A 13831-nucleotide genomic window follows, 5' to 3' on the forward strand; every position below is an offset into this window, starting at 1 on the left:
GGCGACCCTTCGATGGCGAACCCGTGACGGATGTGCCGGTGGGCCGCGGGCGGGGCCGTGCGGCGACGTTCAAGCCGGCCCCTGTGCCCGCGGGCGGTGGGTGCTGAGTGGGCAGAGCCGGTGGGAGTCTCATCGACTTTTGGGTAGGTGCGCGAAAACGTCTCATCGACTTTTGGACGAATAATCCGGTTCGAACATGAGTATCTGATCAAAAGTCGATGACGAATGGGACAAAAGTCGATGACGCACGGCGCGAAGCTGCCGGCGGCGTGATTCGACGGAGCCAGTGCGGTGCGTGGGTGCACGCCAACGTCAGCCGATCAGCGCCAGGTGATGTTCCACATGCGGTCGTTCCAGGCCGAGAACGGGATGACCTCACCGGTGTAGACGGGCCAGAAGTAGGCGAAGGCGAGGATCGCTGCGACGAGGATGAGCCCGACGCTCAGTCGCCTGGCGAACAGCGCCGCGGAGATCCGCGCGAAACGCTGCTTCGTCGACGGCCCTGGCGACGCTAGCCCACGAACCGGAACCCGACCCCAGACGAGGGTCAGATAGTACGTCACGGCCAGCACGACGAAGGGCACCATGACGATGGTGTAGAAGGTGAAGATCGTCCGCTCCTGGTAAGCGAACCATGGCAGCCAGGTCGCTGCCAGCCCGGCGAGGATGACGGCGGGGCGGACGTCCCGGCGGATGATCCACACGATGAGGCAGACGAGCACAGCCAAGGCGGCCAAGCCCCAGATCACAGGGTTGCCCACCGAGGTGATCGCCGAGGAGCACTTCGCGACCGTGCACCCCATATCGCCCCGGTCGTAGGACTCGTAGTAGAACGACGTCGGGCGCCACTGCACGATCCAACCCCACGGGTTCGACATGTACGGATGCTCCGAGTCCAGCCCGACATGGAACGAGTACGCCGTGTAGTGATAGTGCGCCAGCGACGGCAGCCAATCCAACCACTCCGGCAACGCACGCCACCAGCCGAAATTCTCCGCAGCCCACTGTCGGTCCCACGCGTCATCCGAACGGATCCACCCGGTCCAGCACGCCACATAGGTCACGAGTGCGATCGGCACGAGCTTGAAGAACGAGGGAATGCTGTCGCGGATGAACATGCCCAGCCACGGATGCACGACCCCGGCCCGATACCGCGAATGCACATCCCACAGGACGAGCAGAATCCCGAACGCCGCCAGCGCATACAGACCCGACCATTTCACCCCCGTAGCCAGGCCGAGACTGATCCCTGCTGCGAAGATCCAAGGCCGCGCGCCGAGGCGGGGCCCGAAGTTGATCACGTCCCTGGACTTCGTCCGATGCCGACGTCGGGCTTCCGCGGTGGGCGGGGCCGCCTCGGGGAGTGGGGCGGCGGAAGTGATCGACTCGCTGAGTTCGGTCGGGAAGGTTCGGGGGACCTCATCGGGGTCGGATGAGGAGGAAGCGGCCGCCTCGGGGAGGGGATCTGGATTCTGCAGTGTGCGGGACGGAGCGGAGCTGTCGATCACCGCGGTGCGCTGGGTCCAAGCGGCCAGACGCTTCGTCACCTGCTCGCGGTCGAGGAGGATGAAGAAGAAGGCGAGGAGAACGAAGGCCATGAGCACGATGTCGAGCAGGCTCGTGCGGGAGTGGACGAAGTGCTCGCCGTCGATGGCGAGCAGGCCGGCGGCGACGCAGGCGAAGAACGCCGAACGGAAGAGCTTCCAGGCGATGACGCCGAGGAGGAAGATCGTCAGGGTGCCGATGATCGCCACGGTGAAGCGCCAGCCGAACGAATCGTCGGCGCCGAAAAGGTCGATGCCCCACCCGATGAGCCATTTGCCCAGCGGCGGGTGGACGACGTATTCGGGGGTGGGCTCGATGACGCTGGGATCGCCGGCGTTGAAGGAATCGTCGGCGTTCTCGGGCCAGGAGCGTTCGTAGCCGAAGTTGAAGACCGAATAGCCGTCCTTGACGTAGTAGGTCTCGTCGAAGATCAGGCGGTGTGGGAAGTCGAGGCGGAAGAGTCGCAGGGCCGCACCGATTCCGGTGATGACGAGCAGGGCCGGCCACATCCACAGCGGTGCTCGGGTGGCCCACATGCCGGCGTGGAAGGTTTCGCGGCGCATCGCAGCGGCGCCGGAACGCACCTTTTCGCGTTTCCTCGCCAGGCGCTCGCGGGCGATGCGCCTGGTGGGGGCCGGGGAGTCTGCGGTGTGTGTCATCGGAGTCCAGTTTAGAGATCTCGGCGGGCAGGGCTCTCATGCGACCCGCAGGGAAGGGCGGGGCATTGGGAATGATCGGGCCGACGAGGTGGGGTCGAAGGGGAGTGTCGGGCGGGCGTAGGTCGGGGAGTGAGGGCGTGCCGGGTGTGGCTGGCGTAGGTCGGGAGGGGGAGACCGGCATGAGGTTCGGCACCTTGAGCAGGATTCTTGGGCATTCGCCACCGTGCATCACTAGAGTAGTGGGAGACAGCCGGAGTCAGAGCGAATGGTGCACAACGTGTCGAACAACCCCAACTACCGCCCGAGCGATCCTCCCCAGGTCGGCTCGCAGCAGTTCAACAACAACTATGGGTCCCAGCCGCAGTACGGTCAGGGACAGTCGGGCCAGTACGGATCCGGTGACGGACAGTATGGGTCCGTTGCCGGGCAGTATTCGCAGGGACAGCCGTATGGGCAGCAGAACTCCTATGGACAGTCCGGCGCCTACGGTCAGCAGAACGCGTACGGACAGTCAGGCGGATACAGCCAGCCGAACGCCTACGGTGCCTACAGCCAGCCGGGCGCCTACGATGCCTACAGCCAGCCGATGACCTACGGCGCGCAGCCGGTCTTCGTCCGGCCCGCACCCAACAAGATGGCCGTGTGGTCGATGTGGATGGGCATCGCCGGTATCGGCGGCGGATTCGTCTGCGGTCTGCTCTCGATGATCCCGGTCATCGGCATCATCTTCAGCATCATCGCGATGTTCCTGTGGATCGCACCGGTGCTCGCCGTCATCTTCGGCCACATCGGCCTCGGCCAGATCAAGCGCACAGGCGAAGAAGGCCGCGGACAGGCGATCGCCGGGCTCATCATCGGATACGTGACCATCGCCCTGGGGCTCATCATGGCGATCGTCATGATCGGCATCCTGGGCATCGGCTTCTTGGGCATGATGAGCAGCTACTGAGCAGCCCCGCATGACCTCGGCGCCGCCCCGCGTGACCTCGGCGCCGCCCCGCGTGACCTCGGCGCTGCTCCGGATGGCTTCGGACGGGTGCCGAGGTCACGCTCGATTCGTACGGTCGGGCCGCTCTGCACGTCCCCGACTTCGCCTGCCCGGCGCCTTGCGGGCGCCCCAAGGCCACGCGGGTACGGGACGGTCGGGCCGCCTCGGCGAGGGGAACCTGCAACCTGTGGTGCAGGACTGCAACACGATTCGGCCGCCGCGCTCGCTGCACGTAGGTAGCGTTGATCTCAGACATCGGGACACCCGTCGAGGACGGCCCCGAGCAGATTCAAAGATCAACGACAGCCAGCGGAACGGAACGGACATGAACACTCGCGTACTGCCTCTCGGGAACACCTACACCGGATCGAAGGGTTCGGTCCACGCCCCCGTCGCAGTCCACACGCCCGCACCGGTTCATACTCCGGCCCACCCTCATGCCTTGGTCCAGGCCCCCGTGACGTACGGAAACCGAGCACCGGTCGTCGTCTACCAGCAGGTGGCGCCGACGAACTCCTCGTCGATCGTCGCGCTGGTGCTCGGCCTCATCTCGTTCATCTCATCGTTTTTCTTCCTCGGCTTCGTCGGCATCATCTTCGGACACATCGCCCGTTCGCAGATCAAGGCCCGCGGAGAGCGCGGCAACGGAATGGCCGTGGCTGGACTGTGGCTGAGCTACCTGAGCGTGCTCTTCTGGATCGTGTTCTGGCTGCTCTACTTCGGCGTCATCGCGCTCGTCATCGGCGCCTCGATCGCGGCCGGAAACGCAACCGTCAGCTGAGGCTCGGGATTCCGGGAAGCCAGCCCCGGCAAACGATCTGGCGCACGGCCTCAACGTCCGACACACGCGCCCGCCCCGGCATCACATCGCAAGGTGCCCACCCCGCCAACTGTGACTGACCTGTAACCGCCCCGCCTTTTGCCGCCACCGACGACTCTGTACCGTTGAAGGCAACCACAAGGAGACTTCGCTATGAGCAGCCAGAACAACTGGAACAACCCGGACATGTACTACCAGCAGCCCCAATCGAACGCGGGCGGCTCATACAGTGCACAGTCCTACAGCCAGAACAGCGCCTACGCGGCCAATGCACAGTACGCCGGCGGACCCGGCTACGTGTACCAGCAGCTGCCACCGACGAACGTGCTGGCCATCGTCGGCATGTGCGCCTCGATCTTCGGCGTCATCTCGTCCGTCTTCATCGGCGGCATCGCCGGCATCATCATGGGCCACATCGCCCGCAAGCAGATCCGCGAACGCGGAGAACGCGGCGACGGCATGGCCATCGCGGCCCTGTGGGTCGGTTACATCGGCACCATCCTCTGGATCCTCTTCTGGGTCCTCTACGTCGGGGTATTCGTCCTCATCTTCGGCGCGGCAATGGTCGGCGCGGGTTCGACCAGTTGAGTTCAGACTCCTTCGCGTCGTCCGGCCAGGGTGCAGATACGGATCTTGGGTTCGGTGACGACGACAACCCCACCGAGGCGGCCGGCCACGGAGCCGACGACAACCCCTCCGAGGCGGCCGGCCACGGAGCCGACGACAACCCCACCGAGGCGGCGCCGTCCGACGAGATCGACTTGACCGATGACGCGGGGCCAAGATTCGGTCCGAACCTCACCGGCGGTCGACTGATCCTGGTCGGGACTCCGATCGGCAACCTCGGCGATGCGAGCCCGCGGATGCGGGAGGCCATCGAAACTGCCGATGTCATCGCCGCCGAGGACACGCGGCGGTTCCTGTCGCTCGCGCAGCGACTCAACCTCACGCACACGAAGCGTGTCATCAGCGTCTTCGACCACAACGAGGGCCACCGCGCTCCCGAACTCGTCGATATCATCGCCGCTGGTGAGACCGTGGTTCTGCTCTCCGACGCGGGGATGCCCGCCGTCTCCGACCCCGGCTACCGCGTGGTCAAGGCCTGCGCCGAGGCGGGACTTCCGATCACGTCGACACCGGGGCCGTCCGCGGTGCTCATGGCGCTCGCGGTCTCGGGACTGCCGAGCGACCGGTTCAGCTTCGAAGGGTTCCTGCCGCGCAAGTCCGGGCAGCGCAAGACCCTGCTGACCGAACTCAAGGCCGAGAAGCGCACGATGGTCTTCTTCGAAAGCCCACACCGCATCGCCGATGCGATGGACGACTTCGCCGAGATCATCGGCGTCGACCGGCCTATGGCCATCAGCCGCGAGCTGACGAAGACCTACGAGGAGACTCTGCGCGGAACCGTCGGTTCACTGCGCGATCAGGCCGCCGAGGGTCTGCGAGGGGAACTGACCCTCGTGCTCGCCGGTGCCACCGAGGTCGAAACGGCTCCGGAGGACCACCTCGGCGAGGTCAGCGCACTGGTCGACTCCGGTTCGCGTGCCAAGGACGCGGCCGGGCAGGTGGCGAAGAAGTTCGGCCTGTCCAAGCGCGACGTCTACGAGGCCTGGCTCCACCGCGAGTGACACGACTCGTGCGCAATCGGCTGTGGATAGCCGGCAGCCCAGTTTCGGGTGGATAGCCCATGGCAGAAAGTGGGCTATCCACCCAAAACTGGGCCATCAGCGCGGTTGAGATACTCCCCAAACGAGCCTGGTGCGAAAGGCACGAGCCGCTGTGAAGCCGGTCGACGACTCGACTCGAACGCTGACGCCTGTTGATTGACTCTTTACTGAGGCGCTGTCACCGTGTGGACGCCGAAGCTGATTCCACAGCAACAGGATTGAGCATTGCTGAATCAATGCGGATTTCGGCAGTGTGCCGGCATGAAGAACAACGTCGTGTATTTCACGGACCTTCGCAATGCTGGAGCCTCAACGGCAGACATCCGCAGCGCTTTGGGCTGCTGTCTGCGAAAGCTCTCTCGTGGAGTCTATTCGGTCGTCAGACGTTGTGAAGTCCGTGCCCACCGATACCTCTCTCCCTTCGCCACGGACTCGGATTGGATGACGTATCACGAGGAGGGACGCGACAAAGAGCGGTCCCAGCAACGCAGATACGAGGCGAATCTGAAGCGTCTGCAAGTCCTCCACTATCCCCACTACCGCGCAGGAGACATCGTGTTCGGGATCTCGGCGGCCCGGTTGCACAGAATCGGTATGTTCGATGAACCGGACGAACCAGTGTCGGTGTTCCACCCCATATCAAGCACCAAGTCACCCGAGCTGATCAGGCGACGCAGAACAATCGCAGCTGATGACGTTTGCCAGGTGGAAGGGCTTAGCGTTACATCTCCGGTTCGAACTGCTTTGGATCTGCGAGCCGAACTCGGCAGCGCTGCGGCATTTGCCGCGATGGAGCAGGTGGTCAGATGGCATCTTCTCGGCGACGACGAGGATCTGATCTTCAGGCTCGGGTATCCGGCACACCTGCTGGACGAGGTTCCGGGTGCAGTCGCAGCTCTGTTCGCAGCGCCCATTGACCGCCTGGCACGGGGCGCAAAGGTGTCTGCGAGACTGGTCTCACTCGCATCACCGTTATCCGAAAGCTATGCGGAGAGCAGAGCCGCCTTCAATCTGCATCTTCTGGGTCTGCACGACTTCGTGCAACAGGTGAATATTGCCGATGGCAGCCGACTTCTCACGAGACTCGACTTCCTGTTCCGTGACGATAGAGTCGCACTCTATGTGGACGGGACTCAGAAGTACGTCGACGGCGGCTTCGACGTCATGAACAAGGAGAGCCGACAGCACAATCGTCTGCTGGCGATGGGCTATAAGATCGTGCGCTTCAAATTCAATGAAGTTCTGGACCCGAGGACCTTCGGACAGAAGCTCTTCTTTCAGGCACCTGAACTGCGTCGCCGGTGTGGGAAACCGCTGGTTCTGTGAGCTGGTGTCCAGGTGCGAACTGTTTCAGCCCAGTCCGAGGTGAGCAGCCCATCTTCAAACATGGGCTACTCACCGCAAATTGGGCTATTCGCGAATCCTCGGCAAAAGCTCGCTTGGGTCCACCAGCACCAGCCCATGCGCGCCTGCGCGGCCGCGTCCCTTAGACTGAGTTCCCTATGGGTTACTACTTGACGACAGCGATTGCCTACCCCAACGGGGCCATTCACATCGGGCATGCCTATGAGTACATTGCGGCCGACACGATCGCCCGGTTCAAGCGACTGGACAATCACGATGTCTTCTTCTGCACCGGCACGGACGAGCACGGGCTGAAGATGCTGCAGGCGGCGAACAAGCTCGGCATCACGCCCAAAGAACTCGCTGACGACAACGCGAAGAACTTCCGCGACACCCAGCTCGCCCTCGGCTCGACCTTCGACCGGTTCATCCGCACCACCGACGAAGACCACTACGCCGCCTCGCAGGCCATCTGGCGCAAGCTCGAAGAAGCCGGCGACATCTATCTCGATACGTACTCCGGCTGGTATTCCGTGCGCGACGAGGCCTTTTACACCGATGACGAGACCGAAGTCGTCGACGGCGTGCGCCTGTCCAAGGAGACCCGCACCGAGGTGACCTGGACGGAAGAGGAGTCCTACTTCTTCCGCCTCTCGAAGTACCAGGACAAGCTGCTCGAGCTGTACAAGAACCACCCCGAGTTCATCGGTCCGGATTCCCGCCGCAACGAGATCGCCTCGTTCGTCGCATCCGGGCTCAAGGACCTCTCCATCTCTCGCACCACCTTCGACTGGGGTGTGCCGGTTCCCGGCAACGACAAGCACGTGATGTACGTGTGGATCGACGCCCTGACGAACTACCTCACTGCCGCCGGCTACCCCGATGACCAGGAGCGCCTCAGCAAGTGGTGGCCCGCGGACGTCCACATCATCGGCAAGGACATCATCCGCTTCCACTCGGTCTACTGGCCTGCATTCCTCATGAGCGCCGGCATCGAACTGCCCAAGAGGGTCCACGCCCACGGCTTCCTCTTCAACTCCGGTGAGAAGATGTCGAAGTCCGTCGGCAACGTCGTCGACCCCCTCGACCTCGTCGATGCCTTCGGCCTGGACACCCTGCGCTTCTTCCTCTTCCGCGAGTTCTCCTACGGCCACGACGGCTCGTATACGAAGGACTCGATCATCACACGGAAGAACTCCGACCTCGCCAACGAATACGGCAACCTCGCCCAACGTTCGCTGTCGATGATCCAGAAGAACTGCGACGCTCAGGTGCCTCAGCCGGGCGAACTCACCGAGGCGGACGAGAAGCTCCTCGCCCTCGCCCGCGCCGTGCCCGACACCGCCCGACGCCACGTCGACACCCAGGCCCTCCACCTCTATGTCGAGGCCTGTTGGAAGGTGCTGTCCGAGGCCAACCGCTACTTCTCCGCGCAGGAGCCGTGGAAGCTGAAGAAGACCGATCCTGATCGCATGGCCACTGTGCTTTGGGTGACGATCGAGGTCGTGCGCATCATCTCCATCCTCATCCAGCCGGTCATGCCCGATTCCGCGGGCAAGATCCTCGACCTCCTCGGTGTGCCCGCCGGCGTCGGTGAGGCCGGTGCGAAGGTCCTGCCGACCGCCGTCGATTCCGGGTCCGGCGCCGAGGCGATGGGAGCCGTATCCGCGAGCGCGGCCATCGGCGTCGCCGCCGGTGCGGCATACGCTTCGGCCGCCCTGGCGCCGAATGTCGCCGAGGCCGCTGCCGACGGCATCGCCGCCGCCGAGGCGGATCCCCGGTCGTTCGCGGCCGTCGGGTTCCCGCTCGAACCGGGCACGCCCCTGCCGAAGCCCGAACCCGTGTTCCCGAAGTTCGTGGAGGAGACCGAATAATGGCCTCGCGCGCCGCCGGAACCTATCCACCGGTGCCCGAACCACTCGCTCATCCCATCGTCGACACCCACACTCACCTCGACATCTGCACGGGTGTGCGGCTTCCGCTGGGTGCTGGTGAACCCGAACCCGAGGTGACCCCGAACGCGGACGAAGAGTTCCCGTCGCTGGATTTCTTCCATGACACCGCCTCCGAGGCGGGAGTCCGTCGCATCGTCCAGATCGGCTGCGACCTTCCGGCAGCCCGGTGGACGACTGCGCTCGTGGCTTCCCAGTATTCAGGCACCCCCGCCGAGGCGGCCACGGAGGTGGGATCCCTCGCCGAGGCGGCCGACCCCCGTACTGTGCCCGGCCCTCCTGCCGAGGGACGGACGTGGATGATCGGCGGGGCCGCCCTCCACCCGAACGAAGCCCCGCGGCTGGCCGAGCGCGGCCTGCTCGATGACGCTCTCACCGAGATCGAATCGCTCGTGAGCTCGCATGAGCGCATGCGCGTGGTGGGGGAGACCGGTCTCGACTACTTCCGCACGGCAGAAGAGGGAGTCGCCGAACAGCAGCGCTCCTTCCGAGCTCATATCGAGATCGCCAAGCGCACCGGACGTGCACTGCAGATCCACGATCGGGAGGCACACGCCGATGTGCTGCGCATCCTCAAGGAGGAAGGCGCTCCCGAGGTCACGATCTTCCACTGCTACTCCGGCGACGAGGCGATGGCCCGCGAATGTGCGGCCGAAGGCTATTACATGTCCTTCGCCGGCAACCTCACGTTCAAGAACGCCGACGAGCTGCGGCGGGCCGCGGCGGCCGCTCCACTGGAGCTCCTGCTGACGGAGACCGACGCACCCTTCCTCACCCCGCACCCGCATCGCGGTAAGCCGGGAGGTCCTTACCTCACGGCGGTCACGGCGCGGAGACTCGCCGAGGTGCGCGGGATGAGCGAAGAGGATCTGTGCGCGGCCGTGTGGAACAACGCGGAGCGGGCCCTCGGCAGCTGGGACTGAGCCGGGCTCAGCCCTTCGTTCTGTGAGCGAGATAACGGGACGCAGCGCCGCCTCGGCGGGGGAATGTCACGATCGGGAATGCCCCGGAAACACGGGGAACTCCAGGTCAGACACGCCCTCAGGAAACTCACACCGTTACATTTCCGTGATATTTTGCGAACCGTGTAACGAATCGGTTACAGTGAACAGGTCGATAAACTCTGCTCAGGGATATTTTTGTGATTGATTTTCTGAAGAACCGCAAGGTTCAGATCGCTGCACAGGCGGTCGTGATCACCGGACTCGTCGGTGGCACGGGCGCGGTTGTGACCATGAACAAGCCCGTGACCTTGGAGGTCAACGGACAGGCCGAAGAGATCCGAACCTTCGGAGGAACGGTCGGGGACATCCTCGACAGCCACGAAATCGATGTCGACAAGCGCGACCAGGTCAAGCCCGGTGTGGGCACCAAGGTCGACCGTGATATGACGATCACCGTCAACACGGCGAAGAAGGTTGCGCTGTCCGTCGATGGCAAAGAGACGAACGAATGGACCAATGCGAACACCGTGGGTCAGGCTCTGGCCGACCTCGGTGTCGACGCGAAGGGCGCCGACCTCAACGCGAAGGCCAGCCAGCGTCTGAAGGACGAAGGCAATGACATCGAGGTGACCACGTCGAAGGACCTCACCGTCGTCGCCGACGGCAAGGACCACAAGGTCTCGGCCGCTGTGGGCACCGCCAAGGAAGCCCTCAAGGACACGGGCGTCAAGCTCGACAAGGACGACTTCCTGTCCGTGCCGATGTCCGCCGAGGTCTCCGACGGCCAGGTGCTGACCGTCAACCGCGTGAAGAACGACACCGTCAAGGACAAGCAGGCCATCAAGGCCAAGGTCGAGACCAAGAAGTCCGATTCCCTCTACGAAGGTGAGACCAAGGTCGAGACCGAAGGCAAGGACGGCGAGAAGCAGGTCACCTACAAGGTCAAGACGATCAACGGCGAAGAGGTCAAGAAGGAGAAGAAGGACGAGAAGGTCCTCTCCGAACCCAAGACCAAGGTCGTCATCCAGGGCACCAAGAAGAAGGAAGAGCCGGCTGACACCGGCGGCTCCGACTCGGGTGACTCCGGCGATTCCGGTTCGGGCGACTCCGGTGACTCGAGCACCGGCGGCGGCTCCGGTGGCGGCGGTTCCATGTCCACCGCCGAGATCAAGGCGATGCTCGGCGGACCCGGTTCCAAGTGGTACTCGGTCGTCGAGTGCGAATCGAACTTCGATCCGAAGGCTTCGAACGGCACCCACTTCGGTCTGTTCCAGTTCCTGCCCTCGACCTGGCAGGCCATGGGCGGCAGCGGCAATCCGTCGGATGCCAGCCCGCAGGAGCAGTTCCAGCGCGCCAAGAAGCTCCAGGCTGAAGCCGGCTGGGGACAGTGGGCCTGCGCCTGATCTGAGATCAGGTTCGCAGTAACCGACTGAGCGCCTGTACAGGCCATGAACTCTGGCCGTCATTGACAACAGATATCGACAACTGAGCTGAGGCGGTCAGCAAGGAGCGTGGGCCCCGGGGAGAGATCCTCGGGGCCCACGCTTTTCGGTGCCCCGCTGCCCCGGCTTCCGGGGCCCAATCTGAACTTTCGCCCAGAGCATGACGAATTGCTGGCACTCAAGTTGACCGAGTGCTAAGAGCGTTCTAGAGTCAGAATTAGCACTAGCACTCATTGAGTGCCAGTTTCATGAGACGGTCGAATCGCTCGGCACCCGCGACGACGAGAGGTTCATGGCATAAGCCGCCGTCTGACTCGATGAAATAGAACCCAGCGAAGGGAGAGGGCCCGATATGTCGGTCTCCATCAAGCCACTCGAAGATCGGATTGTCATCCGTCAGGTCGAAGCAGAACAGACTACCGCCAGTGGTCTGGTCATTCCCGAAACCGCCAAGGAAAAGCCTCAGGAAGGCGAAGTTGTCGCAGTGGGCCCGGGCCGTGTTGCTGACAACGGTAACCGCGTGCCGGTCGACGTCGCCGTCGGCGACAAGGTCATCTACTCCAAGTACGGAGGCACCGAAGTCAAGTACGCAGGCGAAGAGTTCCTCGTGCTCTCGGCTCGCGACGTGCTCGCCGTCATCGGCTGAATCCCCTGAACAACTACTTCACTGACAGGAGGACGAATGCCTAAATCATTGGAATTCAACGACGAAGCCCGTCGTGCACTCGAAAAGGGTGTCAACACCCTGGCCGACACCGTCAAGGTGACGCTGGGACCCAAGGGCCGCAACGTCGTGCTCGACAAGAAGTGGGGCGCCCCCACCATCACGAACGATGGTGTGACCATCGCCCGTGAGGTCGAGGTCGACGATCCTTACGAGAACCTCGGCGCACAGCTGGCCAAGGAAGTCGCCACCAAGACCAACGACATCGCCGGTGACGGAACCACCACCGCGACCGTTCTCGCTCAGGCCTTCGTTAACGAAGGACTGCGCAACGTTGCCGCAGGTGCCGCACCCGGACAGCTCAAGCGCGGCATCGAGACCGCCGTCGAGGCCGTCTCGCAGCAGCTGGGCACGATCGCCCGCGACGTCGCCGACTCCTCGGAGATCGCACACGTCGCCGGTCTGTCGGCTCAGTCGCCTGAGATCGGCAAGCTCATCGCCGATGCCTTCGACAAGGTGGGCAAGGACGGCGTCATCACGATCGACGAGTCGCAGGCCGCGTCCGTCGAACTCGAGATCACCGAAGGAATGCAGTTCGACAAGGGCTTCCTGTCGCCGCACTTCGTGACCGATGCCGATCGCCAGGAGGCTGTGCTCTCCGACGCTCTCATCCTCATCAACCAGGGCAAGATCTCCAACATCCAGGAGCTCCTGCCCGTCCTCGAGAAGGTGCAGCAGGCAGGCAAGCCGCTGTTCATCATCGCCGAGGACATCGAGGGTGAAGCTCTGTCGACCCTGGTCGTCAACAAGCTGCGCGGAATCATCAACGTCGCCGCCGTCAAGGCTCCCGGCTTCGGTGACCGTCGCAAGGCCATCCTCGAGGACCTCGCCGTCCTCACCGGTGGCCAGGTCGTCACCCCGGACATGGGCATGAAGCTCGACCAGGTGACCCTGGAAGAGCTCGGCAACGCCCGCACCATCACCGTCACCAAGGACAACACCACCATCATCGATGGTGCCGGTGCCGACGATGCTGTTGCCGGTCGTGTCGCTCAGATCCGCGCCGAGGTCGAGAACACCGACTCCGACTGGGACCGCGAGAAGCTGCAGGAGCGCTTGGCCAAGCTCTCCGGCGGAGTCGCCGTCATCAAGGTCGGCGCCGCCACCGAGGTGGAGCTCAAGGAGCGCAAGCACCGCGTCGAAGACGCCGTGTCCGCTACTCGTGCCGCCATCGAAGAGGGCGTCGTCGCCGGTGGTGGATCGGCTCTGATCCACGCTGCGAAGGTCCTCGACGGCAACGACCTCGGACTGTCCGGTGACGCACTCACCGGTGCCGAGATCGTCAAGCGCGGAGTCGTCCAGCCGCTGCGCTGGATCGCCGCCAACGCCGGCCAGGACGGCTACGTCGTCGTCGCCAAGGTCCAGGACCTCGAGTCCGGCCAGGGCTACAACGCCGCCATCGACGAATACGGCGACCTCATCGGTGCCGGAATCATCGACCCCGTCAAGGTCACCCGTTCGGCACTGCGCAACGCCGCTTCGATCGCCGCCCTGGTTCTCACCACCGAGACCCTGGTCGTCGAGAAGAAGGAAGAGGAGGACGAAGCCTGAGCCACCCGCTCGGACTGAGTCGCCTCTGACCACGACAGTGGCCCGGAACATCACGTTCCGGGCCACTGTCGCGTTCATCGGCGTATGCACCCTCACCGAGGCGGCCGCCGCTTATTCAACGCATTCTGAGTGGCTGTATCCGAGCCTGACCTTGGCGTCGGCTTGAACGCGAACGTATTCACCTCGGAGACAGGT

Annotated in this window: 11 protein-coding genes; 10 read left to right on the top strand and 1 reads right to left on the bottom strand. The window is 63.8% G+C overall.

Annotation, left to right across the window (positions count from 1 at the left end; genetic code table 11):
- Nucleotides 1-320: 320 nt before the first annotated feature.
- Nucleotides 321-2204, bottom strand: a complete 1884-nt coding sequence (locus tag KTJ89_RS10085) for a dolichyl-phosphate-mannose--protein mannosyltransferase (RefSeq protein ID WP_259357621.1) — start codon at nucleotides 2202-2204, stop codon at nucleotides 321-323.
- A gap of 277 nt (nucleotides 2205-2481) precedes the next feature.
- Between KTJ89_RS10085 and KTJ89_RS10090 the strand changes: the two genes are divergently transcribed.
- The 10 genes from KTJ89_RS10090 (at nucleotide 2482) to groL (ending at nucleotide 13636) form a co-directional block, all read left to right on the top strand.
- Nucleotides 2482-3153, top strand: a complete 672-nt coding sequence (locus tag KTJ89_RS10090) for a DUF4190 domain-containing protein (protein ID WP_259357622.1) — start codon at nucleotides 2482-2484, stop codon at nucleotides 3151-3153.
- Between the two features lie 364 nt (nucleotides 3154-3517).
- Entirely contained in the window at nucleotides 3518-3973 is a 456-nt protein-coding gene (locus KTJ89_RS10095; RefSeq protein ID WP_259357623.1) for a DUF4190 domain-containing protein, read from the top strand.
- 192 nt (nucleotides 3974-4165) lie between these two features.
- Complete coding sequence (locus KTJ89_RS10100; protein WP_259357624.1) at nucleotides 4166-4600, top strand: DUF4190 domain-containing protein; 435 nt, start codon at nucleotides 4166-4168, stop codon at nucleotides 4598-4600.
- A gap of 167 nt (nucleotides 4601-4767) precedes the next feature.
- Nucleotides 4768-5640 carry a 16S rRNA (cytidine(1402)-2'-O)-methyltransferase gene (gene rsmI, locus KTJ89_RS10105; RefSeq protein WP_374990275.1) on the top strand — a complete coding sequence of 291 codons (873 nt, stop codon included), beginning with the start codon at nucleotides 4768-4770 and terminating at the stop codon, nucleotides 5638-5640.
- A gap of 300 nt (nucleotides 5641-5940) precedes the next feature.
- The gene (locus KTJ89_RS10110; RefSeq protein ID WP_259357626.1) at nucleotides 5941-7005 is read left to right on the top strand and encodes a type IV toxin-antitoxin system AbiEi family antitoxin; all 1065 of its coding nucleotides are present in this window, start codon (nucleotides 5941-5943) and stop codon (nucleotides 7003-7005) included.
- 176 nt (nucleotides 7006-7181) lie between these two features.
- The gene (metG, locus tag KTJ89_RS10115; RefSeq protein ID WP_259357627.1) at nucleotides 7182-8897 is read left to right on the top strand and encodes a methionine--tRNA ligase; all 1716 of its coding nucleotides are present in this window, start codon (nucleotides 7182-7184) and stop codon (nucleotides 8895-8897) included.
- Nucleotides 8897-9898, top strand: a complete 1002-nt coding sequence (locus KTJ89_RS10120; RefSeq protein WP_259357628.1) for a TatD family hydrolase — start codon at nucleotides 8897-8899, stop codon at nucleotides 9896-9898. Before metG ends, KTJ89_RS10120 begins: the two co-directional genes overlap by 1 nt.
- Before the next feature lie 218 nt (nucleotides 9899-10116).
- Nucleotides 10117-11322: a resuscitation-promoting factor gene (locus tag KTJ89_RS10125; protein ID WP_259357629.1), complete on the top strand. Its 1206-nt coding sequence runs from the start codon at nucleotides 10117-10119 to the stop codon at nucleotides 11320-11322.
- Nucleotides 11323-11713: 391 nt separating this feature from the next.
- On the top strand, nucleotides 11714-12007 hold the full coding sequence (gene groES, locus KTJ89_RS10130; protein ID WP_039209993.1) for a co-chaperone GroES: 294 nt from the start codon (nucleotides 11714-11716) through the stop codon (nucleotides 12005-12007).
- Nucleotides 12008-12043: 36 nt separating this feature from the next.
- Nucleotides 12044-13636, top strand: coding sequence for a chaperonin GroEL (gene groL / locus KTJ89_RS10135; protein ID WP_139908737.1), 1593 nt, complete (start codon nucleotides 12044-12046; stop codon nucleotides 13634-13636).
- The last annotated feature ends 195 nt before the right edge of the window (nucleotides 13637-13831 follow it).

The organism is Brevibacterium sediminis (genome assembly GCF_024895295.1).
Taxonomy (GTDB): Bacteria; Actinomycetota; Actinomycetes; order Actinomycetales; family Brevibacteriaceae; genus Brevibacterium; species Brevibacterium sediminis.